Genomic DNA, 26,472 nt, shown 5'->3' with positions numbered 1-26,472 from the left:
ATGATATCGACACCATTTTTTCCACAATTCATAAAGTTGCGCAGTAATTAGTCGACGACTGGCCCTTGCTAAATAATTTTCATTTCAGCATGAGTTGTGCTTTAAAAATTCAATTCTGCAACTACACTCATTGGGCGAACAGAGCGAGAAATCCGCCGTTAATTCCAATAGCGGGTACGCGAATGAATATCAGTTATCGCCAGTTCTGGCAAACCTGTTTCTGCATTATGCATTGGATCGTTGGCTGACCGTTCGTCATCCGGATATCCCATTCTGCCGATATGCAGATGACGGAATACTGCGTTGTCGAAGTGAGCGTGAGGCTCAGTATCTGCATTCCCAGCTAGATATGCGTGAGGTGGACCCAATAGCTATTCACAGAGATGCCCAACAAACGAGTATACTGGCCTGTGTTTGTCCAGGCTGCTCGGATAAATCACCATCAGCTCCTTGCTAAGGCCAGGCTCACTCACGGGAATAGCCACCAGACTTCCATTTTGGACCTCCTCCCGTACAGAACTTTCAAGCACCAACGATGCGCCAAGTCCGACCTTAACCGCTTGCTTGACGGCTTCGGTGCTACCCAGCTGCATAGATACCGTCGGAAATGGCCCATGCTCACCGAAGTAGGTCGCCAAAAGCCGGCCAGTGCCGGTGCCGGGTTCGCCGCCGATCAGAGCCATGTTAGACAGCGTATCGCGGTCGATATCGGTTCGACGGGCTAACGGGTGACCAGGCGGAACGATTAGAACAACGGGCTCGTTACGCCACGCCTGAGCATGGAATCCGGGTAGATCATGCCACCACTCCATAATCGCCACGTCCAGCTCACCGTCCGATAAATGCCGTGCAATAGTCGGATTGGAATCTATTACCACATCCACCTCGGGCCCTACGCCCAGCTCCTTGTAACGACGGATGTAGGGCTGGAGCATATAAATCCCAATATTGGAGCTCGCCCCAACGCGAAGTCGAGCCTCCATAATGGAAGATCTCGCCTGCTCCTCCAGCCGGAGCAGACTTCGGGCAAAAGGCAACAAGGTTAAGGCAGCCCGGGTTGGCTCACAGCCAGAGCGCCCCCTGTGGACCAATAAAACGCCAAGTTGGTTTTCGAGTTTTTGAAGGTGCTGGGACAGTGTGGGTTGTGCGATGTCCAACTGGCGGGCTGCGGCCTGAAACCCGTTGTGGTCCAGCACCGCCACGAAACTCTTCAGCCAGACAAGATTCAGCATGGGCCGCTCTCGCGGCCACTGGGATCATTGATCGCATCATCCGGCCGCTCACCCCGAAGCACTTGCAGAATGTTCCGAGCAGCGCGTTGCTCGATAGCCAGACGCACCTGGCTGACTGCCGATCCGATGTGAGCAGTAAACAGCGTGTTGGGGTGGGCCCTGAGCCCCTGGGCGATCTCCCTCGGACGATCTTCTCTCGCCCAATCTTCCATCTCAAACACATCAGCGGCGTACCCCCCCAACTGACCGGATTGAAGCGCTTGCAGAACACTACCCTCATCCACCACAGATCCACGGCAGGGATTGATAAGGAATGCGCCCGGTTTCATTCCTGTTAGCGTTTCGCGATTAATGGTGTGGAGGGTTTGCTCATTGAGCGCCAGTGCCAGGATCACAATATCTGACTGGGCCAGCAGCATCTTGAGGGGAGTATGGGACAAACCCAGTGCCTGCTCATGCTGCACGGGTAAACGTTCCGGCTGGGAATAGATTAAATCCGCTCCCCATCCGTTCAGGCGCTGCGCCACCGCTTGGCCGATGGCCCCCATACCCACAATACCAATCCGTGAGCCTTCGATCCCCTGCCCATAGAAGCGTGGTGTCCAGCCAGTAAATTCACCGGATCGAACGAAGTGGTCCGCCGCCTTGACTTGTCGGGTGAGACTGATCGTCAGCCCGACCGTTAGCTCTGCAGTAGGCACGGTTAGCAAATCCGGTACAAATGTCAGCCAAACCCCATGACGCGTGCAGGCATCCACATCAAAGTTGTCATAGCCTTTCAGGGCTGCACCAATCACCTTCAAGCGCGGACACCCCTGTAGGAACTCCACTCCAACTCGGTCTGGCATGAACGCCATCATCGCATCAGCGTCTGCAACGCGCGCAGCCACTTCCTCCTGGGGCAACGTGGCGCCGGATTGGTTGGTGACCAGCTCGCAATCTTGGGCAAGTTCATCCAGAACACTGTCATGGATCTTATGGGTTATCACAACCTTGGGTTTCATCGACGTTCCTTATTTGAATTTCTTACGAAGGCGGCCACTGAGACTGTCCACGACGGTGACCATCAACAAGATGACAATGAGAATGGCGCTGACTTCCTGATACTGCATGATTCTCAGCGAGCCCATCAATTCGAAGCCAATACCACCGGCACCCACCATGCCCATTACGGTCGAGGCACGGAAATTGTATTCCCAGCGATAAATGGACACGTCCGCGAATTGAGGAAGTGCTTGTGGCAGCACGGCGTGATAGAGCACCTGCAAGCGAGTAGCGCCGGCAGCATCGGCCGCTTCCACTGGCGCCTCATCTACATGCTCAATCGCTTCGGCAAAAAACTTTCCAACCATGCCAATGGAGTGAAGACCGAGCGCCAGTACGCCAGGCAACGCCCCAAAACCAACAGCAGCCACGAAGATGATGCCCATGATCAGTTCCGGGACTGAACGCAAACCGTTTAAAAGGGTTCGAGTTACTTGGAACACCACCGGATGTGGAGAGGTGTTGCGCGCAGCCAGGAATGCCAGTGGCACAGACAAGGTTACTGCAATGGCAGTACCGGCAATGCTCATCGCAAGCGTGTCGATTAACGGCGACACCCAGCTGGCCACATTGGTGAAGTCAGGTGGAAGAGATTCGCCAATGAGTGTGCCTATGGCTGGCACGCCATTGGCAAGTGTATTGAAATTGAGCAGCCCTACGTACCAACTTGCGACAAAAATGATGAGCAGCACTAACAGCGACTGTCCGAGTTTTTTCCGCCAGCCTTTCGCGTGCTCATCCAGCACGGAGGCCGACGGGGCCGGCGACAGAGTCGCCGGTTCCGTCGTTGTATAGTTCATGGGGCACTCCTCACATTTTTGCGAAATCAAGATTGAGCAGGCCACCCATAGCGCGGATGACATCGTAATCTTCGTCGGTAATTGCCGCGAATCCCTCAGCCTTCAGGTTGTCGAGAATCTCCGGGTCATCGATCTGCAGAAAGGCTTTCTGAATGTTGCTCTTCAGCTCAGGGGCCAGGTTCGAACGCATGGCCCAGGGGTATTGAGGAAAGTCACCGCTGTAGCCCAGCACTTTGACCTTGCTCCGATCAATCAAACCGCGGTCCATCACATGCTCGAAGATAACTTCGGACAACCCTCCGGCGTCGGCATTGCCATTGGCGACGTTAACCGCAACAGCGTCATGGCTACCGACGAAATGAGCCTCATAGTCCTTTCCGGCTTCGAGCCCTGCCTTCTCAAGGAGTACGGCCTTGGGGATCAGGTGGCTGGAAGTGGATGCGCGGTCACCGTAGGCCATTTTCTTGCCTTTGATATCCGCGAAGGAGCCAACGCCAGAGTCCGCATTGGCAATAATGATGGAGCGATAAGTCGGCTTCCCGTCTACCACCATGGCGGCAAAGGGTTCAATGTCACTCTTACTCTTGGCCATCACATAGGACAACGGACCAAAGTAAGCCAGGTCAATTCGGCCAAAACGCATGGCTTCGATCATGGAGGAGTAATCGGTGGTAACAATCAGTTCTACTTCCTTACCAAGAGTGGTTTCCAGGTAATCCTTCAAAGGTTGGTTTCGCTTGATCAGTTCTGACGCGTTCTCATCCGGCAGCAAGGCAACTTTCAAAAGATCAGGGTCTGTATCTGCGGCATGGGCTGACCAATGGATGCCGAGCATCATTATCAGAGCCAGCAAAGAGTGAATCATTGTCTTCATTGTGCTATCTCCAGTACGTCTGTCGTTATCGGGGTGGTCTTAGGTTTATGGATGGCTGGTTTGCCTTCCGCAGCTACCACGCTGGGTGAACGGTGGTAAATCTCGTCCAGGTGTTTCGATTTCAGGTTTTCAGGAGCATCGTCAAAAACGATATGAGCGTTCGAAAGGCCGATGATCCGGTCTGCAAAACGCTGGGCGTATTCCAATTGGTGCAAGGAAATAACCGCGGTGATTCCATCTTCCTGACAAATATCGCGCAGTAGGCCGAGTACCTTTTCAGAAGTGGCCGGATCCAGGCTGGCAACGGGCTCATCGGCAAGAATCATGGATGGTTGCTGCACCAATGCTCTGGCGATTCCAACCCGCTGCTGCTGGCCGCCGGACAACTGATCTACTCGGGAAAGCGCTTTGTCAGCCAGACCTACGCGGTCGAGGCATTGCAGAGCCAACTCCAGGTCCTGCCGGGGCAGGGGAAGCAGGCTTCGCCAAGTACCGTGATACGCAAGTCTGCCTGTCAGCACATTCTGTAACGCGGTGTATCGTTCGATCAGCTGGTGATGCTGGAACACCATGGCGGTGCGGCTGCGGTGCTGTCGCAGGATTCTACGGTTGGTCAGTTCACCAAACTCGCCAGACACAACCTTCCCGGTTGTGGGCTTAACCAGGTGATTCAGTGAACGAAGCAGAGTGGATTTACCCGCGCCTGAAAGTCCCAGTAGCACGGTGAATTCGCCCTTGTGAAAGTGAACGTTGGTGGGTTTGAGCGCGAGGACGTTTCCCGGGTAGGTTACGCCCATACTCTCGACTCGAAGCATCACATTGGTTGATTGAGTTGGCGCCACAGGATCACCTTTTGCAATAAATAAGCTCGCCGTATTGCGAGTTACAATTGAACGGTAAAGCTGAGAGATGACACTGTCGTGTCACTGACGTGACAGGTTGATGAAGTGCTTTTGGTTCGCAAGGATTTTCCGAAGGGCTCTGTGAAATACATGGAGCTCAGCCAAAGTGGAACGAGCCACCCAGGAGCTTAAGCAACAAAAATTGCGTTCCACCGTCAGTCGGCGAATCTCACGGTACAGTTCGTCCGTGCTGAGTTCATCGAATTGCTTACCGACTATACTCTTGCCTTCGAGGAGGTCGGACGCGCTCTCCAATAGGTCGCGCTTCCAGGTGCTGACTATGGTGGGGTGGATCTGGAAACGGGCAGCAATTCAAGGTGTGGCCTTAAGGGTGGGCAAGGACAGCCTTGCACTTACTAATTCGAAATAAAGTAAGCAGGGCACTGTCACCGCATCACTGATGCTGCGCAAGCTCGGGAGCTATCCGCGTCAGAATGGCCTCGCGATCGCATTGCGCGAGCTGGGCCGCATTGAGCGAACATTATTCGCACTCGACTGGATGCAAAACGTCGAACTGCGTCGCCGCGTGCAGGTTGGTTTGAATAAGGGCGAGGCTAAGAACGCGCTGGCTCGTGCCGTCTTCCTGAACCGGCTCGGTGAACTCCGCGATCGCAGTTACGAGAATCAACGCTACCGTGCAAGCGGACTCAATCTCGTCGTCAGCGCTATTATCCTTTGGAATACGGTTTATATGGAGCGGGCGGTTCAAGCACTGCGCGAAGACGGCCGGGATATCGACGAGACGCTTCTGCGGCATCTTTCTCCCTTGGGCTGGGAGCACATCAACCTGACCGGCGACTATAAAGGATGTCAAACAACTATCCTGCTGCGCGGGATAAGGCAAGGCCCCGTGAATGATATGCGAGAAATCGTGAATCGGCTGGGCCTGACCGGAGAAGCGGAGGCCACGCTTCATGTGGCGCTATTGCGTGAGCTGGTCCAGGGTCGTCCTGTCACTCTTAAGCGGCTTGCAGCGTCGCTCAACTGGACGACGGACCAGGTGGTGCAGGTGCGGGAACAGCTGCCTTGCGGAACCGTCGAGTATGACGGTCAGGGGTTGGTCGGTTCGTAGCTAATCTGGGCCCAACCGGGCGCCCTTTCTCACCCAATGTGGTCCCACTGCTCAGGATAATTGCGGGCCCAACAGATTAGCTTTGTGAGCCACTACAGATACCTGTTCATCGTATTCTGAGTGCTTCCGGGCAGCGTAGCCAGCCGCGACCACACTCACCATTAGTCGGTGTCCCGGATCAACCTGGCGACTTTGGTCAGTAAGGTGTTTGCGGCGTTGTCCGTAAATTGCTGTCCTTCCTCGATGTAGCCCCGCACCGTCCCGTCATGCTTCCAGCCACCCTGGCGCTTGATCTGCGCAAAGTCGACCTTTTCCCGCGCGGCGGCGGTGGATAGACCGCGCCGGAAGCTGTGACTGCTCAGGGTCGGCACGAAGTCCAGGCCGCAGGTTTCCCCAAGCGCTTTCAGGATTCGGTTCACCGACCCGCCTGAAAGGGCCTGGGATTGCAACCGATCCCAGCGGTTGACGGCGCGGAAGACGGGGCCTTCGTGAATGCCGGCATGCTCTAGCCAGGTTTCGAGGGCGCTGACCGGGCAGACCAGCTCGTTGCCCCGAGGCAGGGCCCGCTTCAGGCCTTCACCGTGAGGGTCTGTTTTAGAGCGCGGCAGGGTCACCACCAGCCCTTCCGGCTCCCACGACAAGTGCTTCACCTCAATCGCTACCAATTCACTGCGGCGAAACGCCCCAAAAAAACCGACCTGCAGCAGGGCCCAGTCACGATGCTTCTTGAGCGAGTCAGGCTGTTGCTGGAGTGTTTCCAGGAAGGCCGCAATGTGTTCGAGGCGCAGCGCCCGGGCTTGCCGTTTCGGCCGACCATGGGCGCGACGAATCCCTTCCAACGTTTTGCGCACGCCGGGGTCTCGAGCGGGATCACGCAATCCCTGAGTCTGGTGCCAGCGCCCCAGGGCCGTCAGGTAAACATCCAGCGTGCGAGGATTAAGCGCGTCTGCCTGATCGGACAGATAGGCCGCAAGGGTCGCCGGCTGTGTCGGGAGACGTCCACCCCAGCGCTCAAAGCTGCGAATGGCCGCACGGTAGGTCCGCCGCGTGTTGTCGGTGGTGGCCATGTGGATGTACCGATTAGCCGTATCGGCTAATACGGTCTTTTCCGCGTTACGTAATGTGGACTTGACGGTGGGTTTTGGATCCATGACCGCTCCAATTCGAGGCGTGCTTTCAAGAGCCGCTGATGTACCGGCGTTACAGGAGCAGGATAGAACAGACCACACACTAACGCACGTTAACGCGCTTTAACGTGCGTTAGGCATCTTAAATAAATTTTGTTAATTATCGAATAAATAATGTAATATTACATATCACGTTATATGATAAAATGAGGCATGTCATGGCCCGCGCCGGAATTACTTACCAGGATGTCGCCAACGCTGCGCAACGCGTCCGCCAACGCGGTGACGAGCCCACTGTCGACCGGGTGCGATCGGAACTCGGTACCGGCAGTCGCAGCACTCTCGGGCCAATGCTGAAACGTTGGAAATCAGGCAGCGAAGCCGCAGCGGATCTGAACGGACTCCCGGCTGACTTGGTGGCCGCCGTGAAAGCCCTGCATGAGCGAGCTCAATACGCGGCCGATGAACGTATTACGCAGGAGCGCGAAGCGCACCAGACGCTGGAACAGCAATGGCGCACCGAGCTGGAAGAGGTGCGGCAGCGGTGCGAGTCACTGGAAGAGCAACGCTGCGGGCTGGAGAAGGCCAATGAAGCGCTTCGCAACGAAAGCGATGCCCAGGCCCACGCTCTTCAACAGGAACAGCTCCGGGCGGCCTCACTCACGTCCAAACTGGAGGCAAGTCAGGAGAAACTCAGTGAGACCACTGCAACCGTCCAAGAGATGAAGCAGGAAAACCGCGATATCCGCAGCCATTTCGAGCACTACCAGCAGGAGATTGCCGAGGATCGCCGTCATGAACGGGACCAGTTCCACAGGACCCAGTCAGGGCTGGAGGGTCAGGTGGATCAGCTGACGCAGCAGCTCCGTTCCAGCGAACAGGACCGCGACACGCTGAGACAACATCGCGACCAAATAAACCAGCGCTATGAGGCCAGTCAGGATCACGCTGAAAACTTGAAAGAAAAATTGCACGCGAGCCAGGCCGTCATAACACAATGGGCAACGCGAACAGAAACGCTGGAAGCGACAGTCGACCGCCTCCAGCTGGAGCGAGATAGCGACGCCGAACACAGGGAGAAGCTTGGTGCGGCCCTAACGGATTCTGAAAAACATCTCGCGGCCTGCCAGCAGCGGATCTCCGACCTCAGAGAGCGCGTGGCAGCGGCTGACGACCGAAACCAGTTCCTCAACGATCAGAATCGCGAATTACTGCAGGAAAAAGCTGTCCTCCAGGGTCAGTTGAAACAACTACAAACAAGCCTGGCTAAATAGCCCGCTATTGTCTCGGCCTGATCATCCCTGAGAGTTGCGAGTGATGCCAATCGCGCAAGGAGTAGTTAGATGTCTACCGTGATCTTTGGCAGGCTGCGAGCTGCGGCAAAACGCATTCAGCATGATGCGCTGACGGTTATTTTGTGGCGCGAGACCCGAATACCCCCCATAGTCGTTCGGCTGCTCGCAATCGCAGCGTACGCCATGAGTCCAATTGATCTCATTCCGGACTTCATGCCGATCCTGGGCTATCTTGACGACATTATCTTGGTCCCGCTGGGCATCGTCCTTGTCATCAAGCTGACGCCATCGAATGTGATAGAAGCAAGTCGCTCGAAAGCAGCTAAAGTGGCAATCAAGCCGATCAGCCACGTTGCGGCCGCAGTCGTTATTGGCACATGGCTTTTATGTGCCACGGCTTTTGGCTACTGGGTGTGGGAATACAGCAGGTAACGCATCGTCTGCACGTGATGAAATAGTTAATTTAAGGCTTGTAAAACAGATGGTTAATGCGCTTTTTGGAGGATTTCGTCAGAATCGTTGCCGACCCTCTGACTGGCCTGCTTACCGGCGCTGCCGGATGCGCCGACTGTTGGCAACAGTGCTGCCCCGGCATTACGCAGCTGAAGGTCGGCCTGGATAACGGCCTGTGCCGTTGCGGCAAGGCCCGGATTGTTGGCATAGGCACGGTTGACCAACCGGTTCAGCTGTTCGTCACCAAAGGCCTGCCAGCAATAAAACGGACCACAAGGGGCTAGTACGAAAGATCATGGCATTACTCCGAAGCCAGCGCATGAACAGGGTCGAGCCGCGCAGCCTTTCTGGCCGGCAGAAAACCGAAAATCAGGCCGGTGGCGAAGGCACAACTGAAAGCCAGCACCATGGGCAGAACCATCATGTGCACCGGCGTACCGAATGAGCCGATCAGCTGGGTAGCGGCAATGCCCAGCCCCACGCCGATCAGCCCGCCAATGGCTGACACCAGCCAGGCTTCCGTCAGAAACTGTTGCAGGATGTTCCAGGCCCGGGCACCGGTGGCCATGCGGATCCCGATTTCCCGGGTGCGTTCGGTCACGCTTACCAGCATGATGTTCATCACGCCAATGCCGCCCACCAGCAACGAGATAGCGGCAATGGAGCCCAGCAGCCAGGTCAGCGTATTCTGGGTTTCGGAAATGGTGTCAATCAGCGACGCCATGTTGCGGATGGTGAAGTCTTCAACACCTCCATGGCGGGCCAGCAAGGTATCGTGGATGATGGCCTCGATTTCCGCCATGCGGTCGATATCCGCCACCGCCACCGCCACCGTGACGTTGCGGAGGTGGGTTTGCCCGAAAATACGCAAGCTGCCGGTGGTATAGGGCACAAACACCACTTCGTCCTGGTCCTGGCCCATGGGGGATGCTCCTTTCTCCTCCATCACGCCAATCACCTGGAACAACACGTTGTTTACCATCAGGTGCTTGCCCAACGGACTTTCATCCGGAAACAACACCTGTGCGGTGGATGTCCCCAGCACCGCAACGGCGGCATAGTTGGCTTCATCCTGCGCGCTGAAAAAGGTGCCTTCCGCCACCGGCCACTGCCGTGCCACCGGGAACTGGAACGAGGTGGCGTTGATTTCCGCCTGGTGATCCCGGTTTGAGTAGCGCAAAGTCTGGCCACCCGTCAGTTCAGGTATTGCGGCAAGAACACCTTCTATCTCGTTGATTGCACGATAGTCATCTGCCACCAGTGTGGTAACAGACCAGCGCCCTCCCCGCTGGTCCGGGCCGCCGGGGCGAACCAGCAACAGATCGCTGCCCATGGTACTGATTCGATCGACCACATCTTTCTTGGCACCTTCACCGATGGCCAGCATGGTGATGACCGACGCCACGCCAATAACAATGCCAAGCAAGGTAAGCGCAGTACGGAACAGGTTGCTGCGAAGCGACCGCAGGGCGCTTTTCAGGGCTTCCTGCCAATCGCTCAGCACGGCGCCATTGCGAATATCGGCCGCCTTAACCGGTGCCGTTCTGGTTGTGGTTTCCACGCCGGTATCCCGCACCACCTCGCCGTCGGCAATGTGGATCTGGCGCCGGGCCACATCCGCTACGTCCTGGTCATGGGTAATCAGGATAACCGTGTGCCCCTGGGCGGATAGGTCAGTCAGCAACCGGATCACTTCCTGGCTGCTTTTGCTGTCCAGGGCGCCGGTGGGCTCATCGGCAAAGATAATCTGGCCGCCGTTCATCAATGCCCGGGCAATGGATACCCGCTGCTGCTGGCCCCCGGACAACTCAGACGGCCGGTGGGTCAGCCGTTCACCCAGCCCCAACCCGGTCAGCAGCTCATCTGCCCGCTGGTGGCGCCTTACGGGAGCCATGCCCGCATAGATTGCCGGAATTTCCACGTTCTCCCGTGCCGTCATACCCGGCAACAGGTTGTAACTCTGGAACACGAAGCCGAAGGCTTCCCGTCGCAGCAACGCCAGCTCATCCCGGCTGAGGGCCGAGACATCCCGGCCGTCAAACCAGTATTCACCGGAACTTGGCTGGTCCAGGCATCCGAGAATGTTCATCAGGGTCGACTTGCCGGAACCGGACGGGCCCATGATCGCCACGAATTCGCCCGGATAGATCTTCAGGTCGATCCCCTTCAGCACAGGTACCGCCAGGTCCCCTTGCCCGAACGAGCGGGTGATGCCTTTCAGTTCAATCAGCGGGGTATTGCCGGTCATCTCAACATGCCCCGGAAAGACGGGTTACCGCTGGCACCGCTGCGGGGATCGCGGGATACCATGACCACTTCCTGCCCCTCTTCCAGTCCGCTCAGAATTTCCGTCTGCACCCGGTTAGAGATGCCGGTGGTGACTGTCTGTGCTCGCGGATTGCCGGCAGCATCAAGAACCTGCACCGTGTTGCCCTGCACCGCACTGGCAGGCACCCGCAATACATTCAGGGCCTCTTTCTGGATAAAGAACACCTGGGCAGTCATGTTGGGTAATAACTTGCCCTGCGGGTTCTCTGCCTCAAACAGGGCGTTGTAAAGCACCACGTTATTGGTCACTTCCGGTGTCGGTTCGATGTAGTCGAGTTCGCCGTATAACCTGGAATCCGGATCCCCCAGGGTGGTGAAGTACACCCGCATGCCCGGCTCCAGTTTGCTGATATCCGCTTCCGAAACCTGGGCCCGCACACGCATAGTGGCCAGGTTGGCGATGCGCATGAGCAGGGGTGCTGTCTGGCTGGCATTGAGGGTCTGGCCCTGGCGGGCTTCGATGGATACCACGGTGCCGTCCATGGGAGCATAGATTCGGGCGTAGCCAAGGTTGGCTTCTTCTGCACGCAGGGTTGAGGAGGTCTGCTCAATCTGGGCTTCCAGCATCGCCAGCTGGGCCTTTGCGGAGGCCAGTGTTGCCTCGGCGGTTTGCAGGGATTCCCGGGTGGTTGCCTCCTCCCGGTAGAGGTTCTGCTGGCGCTGGAACTGGATTTCGGCAAGCCGTAACTGGGCCTTGCGGTCGGCAATCTGGGCCTGCTGATTCTTCAGCTGTGCCCGGGTGGCGTCTACCTTGGCGGTGTAGACCGTAGGGTCAATCTCCGCCAGCAAGTCCCCTTCCTTAACGTTCTGGCCGACACGAACATGGATGGTTTCCAGCTGGCCCGAGACCTGTGCACCCACATCCACATAGTTACTGGGCTCCAGCACCCCGGTGGCGCTGACCAGCAGCTGGATGTCACCGCGGGTGACTTCAACCGTATTCAGGGGCTCGGGGGCTTTACGGGCATCGCCGGTAAACCACCAGGCAGCAAACCCGGCAGCGGCAACCACCAGCAATACTGCAAACCATTTGACTCCGCGCTTAGGGGAACCAGACGCCATTGACCTTCTCCGTGGATGAACAACCAGAGGCAACCATAGAGAAGCCGCGCATCGAAAAAAAGAGCGAAGTCAGGCTTTTGCCAAACCTTTACATTGCTGGCCAGCTGAAATTCCGGGCCCATTCCAACGCGTTGTCAAAAGGCATAGGCTCGGCATAGAAATAGCCCTGCCCGAGATCGCAGCCGAGCCGCACCAGCCGTTCGTGAACTTCGCGGGATTCCACCCCTTCAGCAATCACCCGGCGGCCGAAGCTTTTCGACAGGCCAAGAATGGCTTTAACCACCATTTCGTCGTCCCGATCGCTCACCATATCGCCAACAAAGGTGCGGTCTATCTTGATTTCCTGCACCGGCAGCCGGCGGAAATAGTCCAGCGACGAGTATCCGGTGCCAAAATCGTCCATAGATACCTCAACGCCCATGCCCTGGCAGACTTTCAGGATATCGATCACTTTGCGGGTATCATCCAGCGCCGTGGTTTCCAGCACTTCCAGTATGAGCCGGTGCCGGATGCCGTCCGGCAATTGCCCCAGCCCCGCTTTCAGGTCAGGCAGGAAGGCTTGCCCCAGAAAATAGGACGGGCTCAGGTTGACGCTGATTGAATACGGCAAACCCTGCTCATCAAAATACAACAACCGCTTGATGGCCTCTCCGAGTACAAACCGACCAACCTGGCTGGCATACTCTGTGTACTCGATGTGGTCCAGAAAGCGACATGGCAACAGCAGGCCGTCGTCCGGATGGTTCCAGCGGATCAATGCCTCGAATCCCTCAACCGTGCAGCGGTTGAAGTCCACCTTGGGCTGGAAATAGAGCTCCAGCTCGTCCCGGGCCAGCGCTGGCCCGATCTGTTCGAGCACCCTCACCCGCTCCTTGCGGGTAAAGTGTGACTCAAGGTCAAACATCTTGAAGGCATTCTTACCGGCCTCCTTGGCAGCATACATAGCCTGGTCTGCGTGCCGGAGCAGCATGTCCGGTTCCACATCGTCATCCGGGTATACGGTAATGCCCATACTGCAGGACAACTGCAGCACGTAATGGCGGTAATTCACCGGCTGGCGGATGGCTTCCAGAATCCGGGAATAGACGCGGCTGTCATTCACATCCCGCAAAATGGCCACAAACTCGTCGCCACCGAGCCGGGCAATCACATCGTGGCTGCGAACAATGGTTTTCAGGCGTTCGGCTACCGCCCGCAGCACGGCATCGCCCACAGAGTGGCCGTGCTCGTCGTTGATTTCCTTGAACCCGTCCAGGTCCAGGAAACAAACCGACACCGTGCCTTTACGCTGGTCCGCCTCGTACAGTTCCTGGGTAAACAGCTCTGTCAGCCTGCGGCGGTTCGGCAGCCCGGTCAGTGCGTCGTAGTTGGCGGCTTTCTCAAGGCTGGTCTGATGTTCCTGGCGCTCGCGGTACAGGCGCTTGCGCTCCAGCAAGGTGCCCACGGTCTGCAACAAGGGTGCAAGCCGGTCAGACATTTCTTCGGTATAACCGGCATCGCGGTTGGCCAGGCCCACCAGGCCAATCATCTCACTCTTGGAATACACCGGCATGCCAATGTAGCAACGGATCGGGGGGTGCCCCGGAGGCAGGCCGCCTTTGCGGGGATCGCTGCTGTAATCGTGAGCCACCACCACGGCACCGGACACCATGGGCGCACCCAACAGGTTGTCGAGCCGCTCAAACAACATGCCTCTGCGCTCCACCTGCTGGAATAGCCCCTGGGTTTCCGGGCTCCAGGCAATATTGGTGATGGCTTCAACCTTCAGGTAGGGCGTGTCGTCTTCCTTTCGCAACACCTCACCAATAAAGCCGAACTGGCTGCCGGTGATGGCCAGCAAATCCGACAGCATCAATTCAAAGGCAGCCCGGTCGCTGTCATTGGTCAGGAAGGCATTCTGCGCCCGCTGGATAGCCCGGGTAATGTGGGTAAAACGCACCTCGTCGTCACCACTAACTGCCGCATAGGCCCGTTCCAGTTCATCTTCAATCAGGCTGGCCAGTGTTCGAAGCACATCCAGGTCAACTTCCCGGATGTCCCTGGGTTTGTCGTCAGTAATGCAGACAGTGCCAAGCTTGTAGCCCCCGGGCTCCCTGACCGGAATACCGGCATAGAAGCGGATTTGCGGCCCTCCTGTTACCAGCGGGTTATTGCGAAAACGCGGATCTTTGCTGGCATCTTCAACAATAAAGGGCTTTTCCTGCCTGATGGCGTGGTCACAAAAGGCAAAGGAACGGTGGGTTTCCCGGGGTTCCAGCCCGTCTTTCGCCTTAAACCACTGGCGCTCCTCGTCCACAATCGAGAACAGGGCAATTTTTACGTTGTATACCTTCCGGGCAATACGCACCAGGCGGTCAAACCGCTCCTCGGGTGGCGTATCCAGGATGCCCAGCCTGGTCAGGGCGGCAAGGCGGCGTTCTTCGTTTGGGTCCATCGGCATCAGCGTTGGGCTCCGTATTGAAAGGCTTACAGTATTGTACGTGTTCCTGGCCTTGGCGATGAGTACAATTCCCGAAACCGTTACTTTTTCTAATGAGTGCTACTGCTTATAAAAAATAGCTTTGCATTCCGGGCTGGCAAGAGTAAAGTGGCGGTCGTTGGAAAGATTTAGCAAAGCATTCATCAATAAGACGTACCGCTGTTGTAGCAAGTAGTTCTCGTCCTGTTTTTGATCACGCCAGTTTTTTGTTTCCGCACACCGCTGATCCCGCCTCACAACGATGTTGGACAGCACATAAAATGATTGAATTCAGGATAGTTAAATATGTCTACTGTTACCGGTACTGTTAAGTTCTTCAACGAAGCTAAAGGTTTTGGTTTTATCACTCGTGAAGGCGGCCCGGACGTTTTTGTTCACTACAGCTCCATTCAGGGCGGCGGCTTCAAGACTCTGGCAGAAGGCCAGCAGGTTGAATTTACCGTATCTCAGGGCCAGAAAGGTCCTCAGGCGGAAAACGTAGTTGGTCTGTAAATAACAGCCCAATACGATATGAAAAAGGCAGCTTCGGCTGCCTTTTTTGCGTTCTGGCCCCTACTCACAAAGCATTCAGGCAGGCTATGATTACCGGTTGCATCGACAACCAATAGCAGGAACCTGAATGCCCTCACCGCGCCTTCTATCCAGGATACCGGCCACTGGTTGGGTTATTCTGGTTATCACGCTCGCCGCCACGACTCTCAGCGGGCTCTGGATGCGGGATTTCCTGATCCAGCGCGACCAGCCACAGCTGGAATTTGCCGCCTCCCAGCTCACCGAAAAAATCAATGAACGACTGAAAGCCTATGCCCTGGTGCTGCGTGCCGGTGTAGGCCTGTTCGCCGGTACAAACCGAGTTAACCGGGAAGACTGGTACAGCTTTGTCGACAAACTGGGTGTTGCCGAGTCAATAACCGGTGTACGCGGATTTGGCTTCGCTATTGTTGTTTCACCAGAGTCGCGCCTGCAGCACGAACAACGCCTTAGAGAAGAAGGCTTTCCTGATTACCGGATCTATCCTGACGGACCCCGCGACCTCTATACCGGCATTGTTTTCCTTGAGCCCATGGATCCACAGAACCGACTGGTACTGGGCTACGATATGTTTTCCGAACCGACCAGGCAGGCCGCTATGGTACAGGCCAGGGATAGCGGACAGGCCACGCTCACCGGAAAACTGATCCTGGTTCAGGAAACCGGAAATCAGGGGGCACCCGGCATTATTGTCTATGTGCCGGTATACAAGAATGATATGCACATTGATTCCTTGGAGCAGCGACGCGAGGCGATTGCAGGCTGGGTTTACGGAGCATTCCGGGTAACCGAGCTGCTTGAAGGCATCCTGGAAGACTGGGCAGCGCCGGCCGGCGTACGGCGAGCCATCGGCGTGAGCATCTACGACGAACAGAGCAGCCCGGACAACCTGCTGTTCAGCAACCTCCCAGCCGCGATTGAAACCAACAAATCCTTACAACACGAGATCAGATTCAACGACAGAACCTGGGTTTTGCAGTTTGCGCCGATCGATTACCTGGCTGCACCCTACCTTCTGACCGTCATACTCGTAGCTTTGGGCGTACTTGCCCTGGGCCTTCTGGTGTTCTTCCTGTATCTCAGCCTGGTTCGTACCCAGCATAAAGCCAACACTATTGCCGAACGGCTGACCAAAGACCTCCGGGAGCTGGCAAGCCAGTTCGATACCATTGCCGGCCGGGTGCCGGGGATGGTGTACACCTATCAGCTGTTTCCGGATGGCCGCTCCTGCTTCCCCTACGCCAGCCGCGCCATGCAGGACGTTTACGGGCTGGATCCGGCAACAGTCAAGCACGATGGTGAGCCGGTTTTAAGAACCCTGCGTGACAGCATCATGGAGTCGGCAACCAATCTGACCGTATGGCAAGACGAATACCGGGTTATCCACCCCGATGGATCCGTGCACTGGGTACTGGGTAACGCCCTGCCTCATAAAGCCGAGGACGGCTCGGTGATCTGGTACGGCAGCCTGACCCGCATCACTGAAAGAAAGGAAGCCGAGCTGAGGCTCAGGCAAGCGCTCACTGAAGCCAGCCGCTTCCGGGATGCGCTGGACCGGATGGACACCCTTGTATTCATGAAGGATATGGACCTTCGCTACACCTACGCCAACAGCGCAACTTTAACGCGCTTCGGGTTGTCCCGTAACGAGCTTTTGGGCACCCACGGCGAGCCAGTGTTCGACAACATGAGCATCGAACGCATCAGGGCACTCGATGAAAGGGTGTTAAGAGGCGCCAAGGTTACCGAAGAAGTTGAAATCAACATCCGGGGAGAGCGCGCTGTACTCCTGCAGATCAAAACCCCGATCTACGAAGACGGCGGCAGCGAACACATTGTCGGCCTGATTGGCATCAGCACCGATATCACCAAGGCCAAGCAGCAGGCGCAGGAAATCGAACGCCTTGCCCATTACGATGCGCTGACCGGGTTGCCCAACCGCACCCTGTTGGCCGGCCGGCTAAACCAGGCTATGGCCATGGTGGATAGACGGCAAAGCTCCCTGGCAGTGGTGTACCTCGACCTGGACGGCTTCAAGGCCGTGAATGACAGCCATGGCCACTCCGCCGGCGACCAGGTGCTGATCACCGTGGCCAGCCGGATGCGTCACGAACTCCGGGAGGAAGACACTCTGTCACGGCTGGGTGGCGACGAGTTCGTGGCCGTATTGATGGATATGTCTGCGGAATCGGATTTCGAAACACACCTGGAACGACTCCTGAAAGCCGTTTCCAGACCAATCCTGCTTAAAGACAAGGCGGTTACGGTCGGCGCCAGCCTGGGGGTCACGTTCTATCCCCAACCCGATATCTCCGGTGGCGACCAGCTGATCCGCCAGGCTGACCAGGCCATGTACCAGGCCAAGTTGTCCAGCAAAAGCCGGTTCCACCTGTTCGATACCGAGCAGGACCGGAGCCTGCGCAGCCAGCACGAAACCATCGAGCGCATGCACCAGGCCCTCAAAAACAATGAGCTATGCCTGTATTACCAGCCCAAGGTGAACATGCGTACCAGCGAAGTGATTGGTGCTGAAGCACTGCTTCGCTGGCAGCATCCGGAGCGCGGGTTACTGGCACCGGGAGCCTTTATCGGGCTGGTCGAAAATACCCCGCTGATGCTCGACATTGGCCGATGGGTAATGGACAGCGCCCTGGCGAAAATGAACGAATGGCTTGAGCAAGGGGTGCGGGTACCCCTGAGCATTAACATCAGCGCCATCGAACTGCGTGACCCGAACTTCCCGGAGCACCTCGCTGCTGCGCTGAAATCATGGCCGGACCTGGACCCGGCCATGCTGGAGCTGGAGGTTCTGGAAACGGCAGCACTGGGTGACCTGGGCCAGATTGCCCGGGTTCTGGACAGCTGCCGCCAACTGGGTGTGAGTATCGCCATCGATGATTTCGGCACCGGCTACTCTTCCCTGACCTACTTCAAACGCCTTCCCGCCAAAGTGGTCAAGATCGACCAGAGCTTTGTCATGGGCATACTGCGCGACCCTGCAGACCTGGCCATTCTGGACGGCATCGTGCGCCTGGCCGACGCCCTGGACCGCCAGTTGATCGCCGAAGGCGTGGAAACCTTCGAACACGCAGAGATGCTGCTTCGCATAGGCTGTGACCTGGCCCAGGGTCACGGCGTGGCCCGCCCAATGCCTGCAGATGACTTCCTGCCCTGGCGCGCGCAATGGCGTGCACCAGCCAACTGGCGTAACCTGCGCACGGTTTCACGCCGGGCCTTGCCGAGCCTGTATGCCGGGGTCGACCATCGAGCCTGGGTCGAGCGTTTCCGCAGCTATCTTGAAGGCAACGACAAAAGTGTGGAGCTCGATCATAATCATTGCGGCTTTGCCGGCTGGCTGGACAAGCAGTCCGCCGAACTTCCCGGGCTGAAGGGCATCCGGAAACTGCATCAGGAAGTTCACGAGATTGCCGTGGAAATCGACAAACTGCACCGGGCCAACCAGCGCGACCAGACCCCTACCCTGATGAACGCACTGGATGTACTGAGCGACCAGCTGTCCCATGAAATGGAAACACTGATGGAGCACATTGCCTGATGCCGATTCCCGGTGTTCGTGCCCTCGGTTCCTGCGTAGTACCATGGTCGGGCTACCGGTCTGGCCATGCTAGGCATAGAATGGCCGCGGATTGTACTATCGGCCAGATTCCCCCGGCTGCTGCAAATCAGAAAAGGCAAAGCATGTTTTCAGAACAGTTCTTTTCCGTCCAGGACGGACGCATCGTTATTACTGCACCCCAGGCCAGTTTCTTTGCCAAGGAAGTGGCCGGCGACTTCAACCCCATCCACGATCCGGATGCCCGGCGTTTCTGTGTACCCGGAGACCTCCTGTTCGCGGTTGTGGTGTCCCGCTTCGGGCTGTCTGAAAACATGACCTTCCGGTTTCGCAACCTCCTGGGCGCCGAGGTTCCGCTGGAATTCCGAGAGAGCGACAACGGCGGCACCATCGAAGTGGTCGATGAGGGCGGCAAGGTGTACCTGGAGGTAACCCGCAGTGGTGAGATTACCCGCGATGAACAGGTCATCGAGGAATTCACCCGCTGCTACGTGGCGGCTTCCGGCAAAAACTTTCCTCACACCCTCAAGCCGTTGATGGAATCCCACGGGGTGATGTTTAACCCGGATCGCCCGATGGTGATGTACGAAAGCATGAGCCTGGCCCTGAACCAGCTGGAACTCCAGCAACCGGACCTGGAATTAAGCAAGGCCGACCTGGAAGTGGCGGGCAAACGGGGCAACGTAACCCTGGACTATCAGCTGATGTCATCCGGCAAAACCGCCGGCGAAGTATCCAAGCGCCTGATGCTGGGCGGCCTGCGGGAATACTGCCCGGAAGCCATGGCCGGCATTGTTGAAGAGTTTTACCGGCTGAAAGCCCGTGGCACTCGTGTGGGAATGGACGGCGCCGATCAGCCTGCCGGGGCGTAACGCTCGAAGGTTTGCAGGCACACATCGACCGTCAGGGAGATGCTGTCCAGTTGTGCCGCCCGCGCCCTGCCCTCGGCACTGGCGCGGTACAGGTGGGGAGTCATGGCCAGCAGGTCAGCAATCGGCTCCGCACCTTCCAGATGAAGGGTGAAGCGCAAATCCTGCGTTTCCACTCGACGGAAACCGTCCGGCACCTCATCCACCTTTTTCGACTCTGCACGCACCTGCGGATAAATAATCTCCCGCAGCTCCCGCAAATGATCCTGCCCGGCATCCACCTGAATCAGCTTGCCGCCCGGTTTCAGCACCCGCGCAAACTCGGCATACACCGGAAAGCCGAACATGCAAAGCACCCGGTCCAGGGACGCAGGCTGCACCGGCAGATTGGCATTGCTGCCAACCACCCAGCTCGGAACGCGATCCTTCCTGGCCGCCGCCAGAACCGCCCACTTGGAAATATCCAGCCCAAGCACCGCCAGTGACACCAGGCCACCCGCTGCAGACGCCAGCTGGCGCAGGTAATAACCTTCACCGCAGCCGGCATCCAGGCAATCAAGGTGACTGCCTTCCGATACATCCTTCAAAACCGCTGCTGAAACCGCCCCGGCTATCGGCTGGTAATAACCGGCCCCAAGAAAACGCTGGCGGGCCGCAACCATCTCCTTGCTGTCACCGGGGTCTTTCGAGCGCTTCTTCTGCACCGGTAACAGATGCACATACCCCTGCCGCGCTACATCAAAGTTATGGCCGTTGGCGCAACGCCAGGAAGAAGATTCTCGATATAGCGGCTCGCCGTCTAACGGGCAGGCCAGGGCTTCGAAGGCTTTGGTTGTCATGGGGTTACACTCTGATGATGCGGTTCCGGTGGCGCCAATACTAACAGTTAGAGGCCTGGATTGCCTTGTTGGAACCTGCCTCTCTATCCTGATTACAAATCGACATATCCCTTTTGCAAGTTTTCACAAGAACGACACACGACACCTATTGATGAAAACCATGATCGTCTACAGAATGTGAGTCACATCACACCCCGAGCTTGTGGTGGCGACACTGCCCTTTCTAGTTCCCAGAGTAACCCTCGGTATGCAGTCTCACGATTTTTCTCTGCTGGAAATGCAGCAAAACATCCATGAATTGATCGCTCAGCAGCACCCGCTTGAGGAAACACTGGCAGCGATCACAGACTGGGTCTCGCTGATGATGCCCGGCGCCCTGGTTTCTATTATGCGGTGTGACCCCGACACGCAAACCCTGAGCATGGTGCCGAGTAATCAGTTCTCTCCGGACTACGTGGATCAAATGCAGAACATCCCAATTGGGCCAGATCAGGGAACCTGTGGTTCGGCGGCTTATTTACGGGATCCCGTGGTTACGGATAATATCCAGAATGATCCGAAATGGGATGGGTACCACCATCTTGCAGAAGCTGAAGGGCTCCGCGCCTGCTGGTCCGTGCCCATTCTGACTGCCGACGGCGCGCTGTTGGGCACCTTTGCATCCTACTATCGCTCGGCGGTCTCCCCCACTAACGGTGCACAAAGGAACCTGAGCCGTGGTGCAGCACTGGCAGCGCTGACTATTCTCCGGCACCGGGATCTCACGGCTCGCAAAGCACAAGAAGCAGAACTGCACCAGTTGCAGCGAGGCATTGAAGCCAGCCCCCACGGGATTTTGATGGCGGATGCCCAACAACCAGATCATCCCGTGGTTTACGTGAATCCAGCGTTCTGTGAGATCACCGGTTACCCCCGAGAAGAGGTTTTAGGCCAGAACTCCCGTTTTCTTCAAGGCTCAGACACGGATCCGAAGGCCATCAAGGCTGTTCGTCTCGGCCTGGAGCAGAAGACGGATGTTGATGTCACCCTGCTCAACTATCGGAAAGATGGAACTCCATTCTGGAACCACCTGATCATCCGGCCAGTCCTGGATACGACTGGAGAATGCACACATTTTATAGGCATCCAGCAGGACATCTCGCAGCAAAAAGAGCAGGAAGCCAAGATACGGTTCCAGGCCACCCACGACCTCCTGACCGGCCTGCCCAATCAGGCGGCTTTTACCGAAACCCTTGAAGAACTTCTCGGGCATACATCCGGGACAGACATGCTCGCTATGTTCTATCTGGACCTGGATGGATTCAAACCAATCAATGAGGGGCTGGGACACCGGATCGGCAACCGGATTTTGCAGGCTGTAGCCCAACGCCTTAAGGCCGTGATGCCCGAACGGGCCACGATTGCCCGATTGGTTGGGGACGAATTTGGTATTGTTCTTCCTGACTGCCCTGGCCGCAACGCTATCATTCAACTGGCAGAGAAGGTTTTGCAATCCCTTGGCGAACCTATTGAAGTGGATCAGCAAATGATTCACATCAGTGCCAGTATCGGCATTGCAAGCAACAGTGATAAGGCCGTACAGCCCCACCAACTGCTGCAGTTTGCCGACCTGGCACTGGACCGGGCCAAGCGACAGGGCCGCAATACCTGGCAATGGTATGGCGCGGATAAAGCCGAACACTCCCGACACAGCGTCACCCTGCGACATGAACTACACACAGCTTTGAAAGAAAACCAGTTCGAGCTGTATTACCAACCCTTAGTAGATGCTGTGACCGGCCGCATGCGAAGTGTCGAAGCCCTGGTGCGCTGGCACCATCCAGTCCGGGGCATGGTGTCGCCTGCCGAATTTATCCCGCTGGCAGAGCAGACCGGGCAGATTGTACCGCTAGGGCTCTGGGTTCTTCGGCAAGCCTGTCAGGAAATGGCCGAGTTTAATGGGCGGCGGGAGCGCAGCCTGCGTGTGGCCGTCAACATTTCATCGTTGCAGTTTATTCGCGATGGATTTCTGGACGACGTCTTCCGGATTCTGGAAGAGACCGGCCTTTCGCCCCAGTTACTGGAACTGGAAGTCACTGAAAGTGTATTGATCGACGGTGTCGAGCACGTCATCAAGTTGATGGAAGCTCTTAAAGACCGGGGCATCCGCGTGGCTTTGGATGACTTCGGAACCGGGTTTTCCAGCCTGAGCTATTTGCGGGACCTGCCGACACACAAAGTGAAACTGGATCGAAGCTTCGTACAGAATACGGCTACAGACCGACGCATTGCTGCGATTGTTCAAGGGGTGATCACTATGGCTCACCACATGGATATGATGGTTGTGGCTGAAGGCATCGAAACGCGGGAGCAGCAAGAAGACCTGGCCCGACGGCACTGTGACATTCTGCAGGGTTACCTGTTTGCCCGACCAATGCCCCTTGCCGAATTATGCTTACTACCTGAAATTTTGCCGGCCAACTCCAGCGAATGAGGATACCTAGGTCCCTCACCCACCGCCTTGTAATAGCAAGTGTTCTAGCCATTGTGCTGGTCACCCTTGTGCTCATCCCGATTACCTGGTCGAACACCACAACCCGGTTTGAGAGCTCGCGCCTCACGGCTAAGACACTGCTTGAAGCCGAATACGATGCCTTGCTTCAAGGCATGAATGAAAGCCTCAACCATGCCCTTGCGATTGCAGAGTTCCCCAGTGTCCGGCAGCACCTCGATCGGATACGGCAGACACAGAACCCTTATCAGGATGTTTGGTCTGACCAGAACGAAGACCAGATACGGGGCATGCTCAGTACCCTGCTGACTCACTTTGGCCGCTACACCCGTCTGGTGGTCATTGATACGGACGGGCACCAACGGCTGTCTACCGAAGACCCTCCGGAATCTGAGACCCTACATCGGAATCACTTGTATTTCCGTGAGGCCATGGCGATGAACCCACGCAGCCTCTATCTCTCGGCGCCCTATCCGGATCCTTCCCGGAGCGGGCAGGAGGTTTACGTTATAGATATTTCGACGCCGATTGTAAGCTCAGAGGGCGAGCAACTGGGAGTGTTGTTGCTAACCCTGAACTGGAACTACCTGCTGAGCACCCTTCCCCATGCAATGGGCGCACATACAAACGCGTCTGCCCTTCTTGTTGATAGAAAAGGGCATTCCCTGCTACCCGGCAACCATGGCCCAATCGCCTTTGGAGACTCTCTGAAGGACCATACGCCCGGAATCTGGCGCGAAATGGAGCCCCGTAACCGGGGTGAATTACTACTGGATGACCAACTTGTGGTTTTCCAGACCCATGACCTTCGTACCCATCATTTCCGCACTGCGGCCATGCAGGTTCTCAGTGTACCGGACAGCCAGCCCTGGCGCATCGCGATAAGCGTACCCCGCCCCGACGCGGCGTTCCTGATAGCAGAAAGTCCATGGAAAACGAGCCTGGTGGTTCTGACCTACGGATTAGCCATCGGGTTCAGTGTGTTCTGGGTACTGAGCAACCACCACCAGCGCTCTTTGAAAGAAAAGGCGCAGAACCTGTCTCAAAACGCGAGATCCTACGCCCGTGAACTGACGGACCTCTACGAGAACGCACCCTGTGGCTACCACTCCCTGGATGAACAGGGCGTCATACAGAAGATCAACCGCAAGGAACTTCAGTGGCTGGGTTATTCCCGGGACGAGTTGGTTGGAAAGCGCTACTACCGGGACCTGGTCAGCCCGGAAACCCGGGACGCTTTCGATGAGGCCTTCAAGGCGGTGCTGGCTGACGGCCATGAAGGCTCCGCCGAGATTGAACTGATGTGCAAAAACGGCGAGAAACTCCCCGTCGCCATCGAAGCCACAGCCCAGACAAACGCCAACGGTTTCCAGTACAGCAGGGCCATGGTGTTCGATCTTACCGATCGTAAACAACTGGAAGACCTGCTGACCACGCAGGCTATGACAGATCCCCTGACAGGTCTGGGGAACCGGAGATTCCTGGAAACCCAGGCGGAACTGGAAATACCCCGGGCCCGCAGAAATGGCGAGCCTCTTACCCTGATTGCCGTAGACCTGGACCGGTTCAAGCGAATCAACGATGACTATGGCCACGATGTGGGTGACCGGGTACTCCAGGAGTTCGCAAAGACGGCTCAAACCGAATTACGTGATGGCGATATCCTTTGCCGTATGGGCGGTGAGGAATTCACCGTTCTACTGCCCAACACCGGTAAAGAACATGCATTGATGGTAGCAGAGCGGCTTCGGTCGGCCGTCGAGACGAACCCGGCAGAGGTTGGCACTGCCACGACGGAGGATGGCTATTTATCCTATACGGCATCGTTGGGGGTGACCCTGGTGCTGCAAGATGAGGGTTCACTGAAACCGGCCATCAAGCGCGCGGATGAGGCGCTTTATGCCGCTAAAGAGGCTGGCCGGAATCGGGTGAAATGGTGCTCAGCCGACATACAGCATACTTGAACTCCGGAATCTTGCCGTCCGGGTCCAGGGCCGGGTTGGTGAGCAGGTTGGCGGCCGCCTCAACAAACGCGAAGGGCACAAACACCATGCCCTCGGGCATAGTCTGATCAGCCCGCGCCTTCAGGGTGATGCTGCCACGCCGGGTGGCAATCTTGATTGCATCACCCGGTGTTACGCCCAGGCGATCCAATTCCGCTGATGCCAGAAAAGCGGCCGCTTCAGGCTCCCGCTCATCCAGTACCCGGCTGCGACGGGTCATGGCGCCGGTATGCCAGTGTTCAAGCAATCGCCCGGTGGTCAACACGATGGGATAGGCTTTATCCACCGGCTCGTCCGGCGGCAGTGGCCAGGCCGGCGAAAATCTGCCCCGGCCCCCGGCCCGCGGGAAGGCATCCGAGAAGACAACGTCCTGCCCTGGCGCATCATCGGCGGAGCAGGGATAGGTCACAGAACCTTCGCGTTCCAGTCGGGACCAGGAGATGTGATCCAATGAATGCATGCCCTGCTTCGTCTCAGCGAACACTTGCTCCGGGCCGTGATAGTCCCAACCCAGTCCGAAACGCCGGGCCATTTCCTGAATAATCCACCAGTCAGGTCTTGCCTCCCCTGGCGGCGACAGCGCAGCACGGCCCATTTGCACCTGCCGGTTGGTGTTGGTGACGGTACCTGATTTTTCCGACCAGGCGGCCGCAGGCAGAATAACGTCGGCGAACTGGGCGGTCTCGGTGACGAACAGATCCTGTACCACCAGATGCTCAAGCGCAGCCAGCGCGGCCCTGGCGTGGGTCAGATCCGGATCTGACATGGCGGGGTTCTCGCCGAGGATGTACATGCCTTTTATGGTGCCTGCCGTGATGGCATCCATGATCTCTACCACCGTGAGCCCGGGCTCCGGGTCAAGTTCAGTGCCCCAGAGTTCTTCGAAAGCGGCCCGTAGCTGGGCATCTCCTACCGGTTGGTAGTCGGGCAATACCATGGGGATCAGCCCGGCATCGGAGGCACCCTGCACGTTGTTCTGGCCACGCAACGGATGCAGGCCCGTACCCGGCCGGCCCGTATGGCCGCAAGCCAGGGCCATTGAGATCAGGCAGCGAGCGTTATCGGTGCCGTGCACGTGTTGGGAAATGCCCATGCCCCAGAAGATCATCGCTCTGTCGGCCCCCGCGTAGGCGCGGGCCACTTCGCGAATAACCTCTGGTGCAACACCGCAAAGCGGGCTCATCACCTCCGGTGTCATATCGGCAACACTTGACGCCAGTGCCCCGAAGCCCTCGGTGTGGGCATCAATGTAGGCCTGGTCAAAGAGTGCCTCGTGGATGATCACGTGGAGCATGGCGTTGAACAGTGCCACATCGCCTCCGGGTGAAAACCGCACGCTGCGCCAGGCATAGGCATCTAGTTGCGGTAGGAATGCCTCTCACGAGGCACCCCCCGCACAGATCCGTACGTGCGGTATTACCGCATACGGCTCCTGCCTCGGGTGACGACGGCGAAACCGCTCGCTGGGCCAGGGGTGGAGGATACGCGGTAGCGGGA

20 protein-coding genes and 2 pseudogenes are annotated in these 26,472 nt (G+C 57.2%); 9 read left to right on the top strand and 13 right to left on the bottom strand.

What is annotated here, in order from left to right; genetic code table 11:
• Window positions 1-371: 371 nt before the first annotated feature.
• Genes AC13DJ_RS10935 through phnC form a run of 5 tightly spaced genes read right to left on the bottom strand, consistent with a single transcriptional unit; the run spans window position 372 to window position 4,792 of the window.
• Window positions 372-1,232: a LysR family transcriptional regulator gene (locus AC13DJ_RS10935; protein WP_011783503.1), complete on the bottom strand. Its 861-nt coding sequence runs from the start codon at window positions 1,230-1,232 to the stop codon at window positions 372-374.
• On the bottom strand, window positions 1,226-2,236 hold the full coding sequence (locus AC13DJ_RS10930) for a phosphonate dehydrogenase (protein ID WP_062363463.1): 1,011 nt from the start codon (window positions 2,234-2,236) through the stop codon (window positions 1,226-1,228). Before AC13DJ_RS10930 ends, AC13DJ_RS10935 begins: the two co-directional genes overlap by 7 nt.
• 9 nt (window positions 2,237-2,245) lie before the next feature.
• Entirely contained in the window at window positions 2,246-3,076 is an 831-nt protein-coding gene (phnE, locus tag AC13DJ_RS10925) for a phosphonate ABC transporter, permease protein PhnE (RefSeq protein WP_011784781.1), read from the bottom strand.
• A 10-nt stretch (window positions 3,077-3,086) separates the two neighbouring features.
• Window positions 3,087-3,950, bottom strand: coding sequence for a phosphate/phosphite/phosphonate ABC transporter substrate-binding protein (phnD, locus tag AC13DJ_RS10920; protein WP_062363459.1), 864 nt, complete (start codon window positions 3,948-3,950; stop codon window positions 3,087-3,089).
• Window positions 3,947-4,792 (bottom strand): phosphonate ABC transporter ATP-binding protein, encoded by an 846-nt coding sequence (gene phnC / locus AC13DJ_RS10915; protein ID WP_011784779.1) that lies wholly within the window; start codon window positions 4,790-4,792, stop codon window positions 3,947-3,949. Before phnC ends, phnD begins: the two co-directional genes overlap by 4 nt.
• A gap of 433 nt (window positions 4,793-5,225) precedes the next feature.
• Here phnC and AC13DJ_RS10910 point away from each other — a divergent pair.
• Together AC13DJ_RS10910 and AC13DJ_RS10905 are read left to right on the top strand one after the other, a co-directional pair.
• Window positions 5,226-5,654: pseudogene (locus tag AC13DJ_RS10910) on the top strand (Tn3 family transposase); the annotation flags it as partial.
• A gap of 57 nt (window positions 5,655-5,711) precedes the next feature.
• Entirely contained in the window at window positions 5,712-5,924 is a 213-nt protein-coding gene (locus AC13DJ_RS10905) for a hypothetical protein (protein WP_223305241.1), read from the top strand.
• Between the two features lie 161 nt (window positions 5,925-6,085).
• Here AC13DJ_RS10905 and AC13DJ_RS10900 read toward each other — a convergent pair whose 3' ends face one another.
• Window positions 6,086-7,075 (bottom strand): site-specific integrase, encoded by a 990-nt coding sequence (locus AC13DJ_RS10900; protein ID WP_063091982.1) that lies wholly within the window; start codon window positions 7,073-7,075, stop codon window positions 6,086-6,088.
• A 194-nt stretch (window positions 7,076-7,269) separates the two neighbouring features.
• Here AC13DJ_RS10900 and AC13DJ_RS10895 point away from each other — a divergent pair, with 194 nt between their 5' ends.
• Both AC13DJ_RS10895 and AC13DJ_RS10890 read left to right on the top strand, forming a co-directional pair.
• On the top strand, window positions 7,270-8,325 hold the full coding sequence (locus tag AC13DJ_RS10895) for a DNA-binding protein (protein WP_023007038.1): 1,056 nt from the start codon (window positions 7,270-7,272) through the stop codon (window positions 8,323-8,325).
• A 69-nt stretch (window positions 8,326-8,394) separates the two neighbouring features.
• Window positions 8,395-8,778: a YkvA family protein gene (locus tag AC13DJ_RS10890; protein ID WP_023007037.1), complete on the top strand. Its 384-nt coding sequence runs from the start codon at window positions 8,395-8,397 to the stop codon at window positions 8,776-8,778.
• 53 nt (window positions 8,779-8,831) lie between these two features.
• Here AC13DJ_RS10890 and AC13DJ_RS10885 read toward each other — a convergent pair whose 3' ends face one another.
• The 4 genes from AC13DJ_RS10885 to AC13DJ_RS10870 all read right to left on the bottom strand — a co-directional run bounded on the left by AC13DJ_RS10885 (window position 8,832) and on the right by AC13DJ_RS10870 (window position 14,629).
• Entirely contained in the window at window positions 8,832-9,023 is a 192-nt protein-coding gene (locus tag AC13DJ_RS10885) for a TolC family protein (protein WP_482933659.1), read from the bottom strand.
• Window positions 9,024-9,100: 77 nt separating this feature from the next.
• On the bottom strand, window positions 9,101-11,047 hold the full coding sequence (locus AC13DJ_RS10880; protein ID WP_482933660.1) for a MacB family efflux pump subunit: 1,947 nt from the start codon (window positions 11,045-11,047) through the stop codon (window positions 9,101-9,103).
• Window positions 11,044-12,189, bottom strand: coding sequence for an efflux RND transporter periplasmic adaptor subunit (locus AC13DJ_RS10875; protein ID WP_482933661.1), 1,146 nt, complete (start codon window positions 12,187-12,189; stop codon window positions 11,044-11,046). The genes AC13DJ_RS10880 and AC13DJ_RS10875 overlap by 4 nt, the downstream gene beginning before the upstream one ends.
• Window positions 12,190-12,277: 88 nt before the next feature.
• On the bottom strand, window positions 12,278-14,629 hold the full coding sequence (locus tag AC13DJ_RS10870; RefSeq protein WP_482933662.1) for a sensor domain-containing phosphodiesterase: 2,352 nt from the start codon (window positions 14,627-14,629) through the stop codon (window positions 12,278-12,280).
• A gap of 324 nt (window positions 14,630-14,953) precedes the next feature.
• On the opposite strand from AC13DJ_RS10870, the gene AC13DJ_RS10865 reads away from it, so the two are divergent.
• From AC13DJ_RS10865 to AC13DJ_RS10855, 3 genes are all read left to right on the top strand, one after another.
• Window positions 14,954-15,160 carry a cold-shock protein gene (locus tag AC13DJ_RS10865; protein ID WP_022988980.1) on the top strand — a complete coding sequence of 69 codons (207 nt, stop codon included), beginning with the start codon at window positions 14,954-14,956 and terminating at the stop codon, window positions 15,158-15,160.
• Window positions 15,161-15,287: 127 nt separating this feature from the next.
• Window positions 15,288-18,755, top strand: coding sequence for an EAL domain-containing protein (locus AC13DJ_RS10860; RefSeq protein ID WP_482933663.1), 3,468 nt, complete (start codon window positions 15,288-15,290; stop codon window positions 18,753-18,755).
• A 143-nt stretch (window positions 18,756-18,898) separates the two neighbouring features.
• Entirely contained in the window at window positions 18,899-19,645 is a 747-nt protein-coding gene (locus AC13DJ_RS10855; protein ID WP_482933664.1) for a DUF3581 family protein, read from the top strand.
• Here AC13DJ_RS10855 and AC13DJ_RS10850 read toward each other — a convergent pair.
• Window positions 19,627-20,481 (bottom strand): putative RNA methyltransferase, encoded by an 855-nt coding sequence (locus tag AC13DJ_RS10850; RefSeq protein ID WP_482933665.1) that lies wholly within the window; start codon window positions 20,479-20,481, stop codon window positions 19,627-19,629. The two genes, AC13DJ_RS10855 and AC13DJ_RS10850, sit on opposite strands and share 19 nt — an antisense overlap.
• 202 nt (window positions 20,482-20,683) lie before the next feature.
• On the opposite strand from AC13DJ_RS10850, the gene AC13DJ_RS10845 reads away from it, so the two are divergent.
• Together AC13DJ_RS10845 and AC13DJ_RS10840 are read left to right on the top strand one after the other, a co-directional pair.
• Complete coding sequence (locus AC13DJ_RS10845) at window positions 20,684-22,954, top strand: putative bifunctional diguanylate cyclase/phosphodiesterase (RefSeq protein WP_482936976.1); 2,271 nt, start codon at window positions 20,684-20,686, stop codon at window positions 22,952-22,954.
• A gap of 53 nt (window positions 22,955-23,007) precedes the next feature.
• Window positions 23,008-24,936, top strand: coding sequence for a sensor domain-containing diguanylate cyclase (locus tag AC13DJ_RS10840; RefSeq protein ID WP_482933667.1), 1,929 nt, complete (start codon window positions 23,008-23,010; stop codon window positions 24,934-24,936).
• Here the strand turns inward: AC13DJ_RS10840 and AC13DJ_RS10835 are convergent.
• A complete protein-coding gene (locus AC13DJ_RS10835) occupies window positions 24,878-25,195 on the bottom strand; it encodes a molybdopterin dinucleotide binding domain-containing protein (protein WP_482936977.1) in 318 nt (105 codons plus the stop codon). The two genes, AC13DJ_RS10840 and AC13DJ_RS10835, sit on opposite strands and share 59 nt — an antisense overlap.
• 315 nt (window positions 25,196-25,510) lie before the next feature.
• Window positions 25,511-26,314: pseudogene (locus AC13DJ_RS10830) on the bottom strand (molybdopterin oxidoreductase family protein); the annotation flags it as partial.
• Window positions 26,315-26,472: the final 158 nt, after the last annotated feature.

The sequence above is a fragment of the Marinobacter sp. L-46 genome (assembly GCF_056859535.1).
Note: the sequence above shows the minus strand (reverse complement) of the source record. Positions and strands in the feature narration are given on the sequence as shown.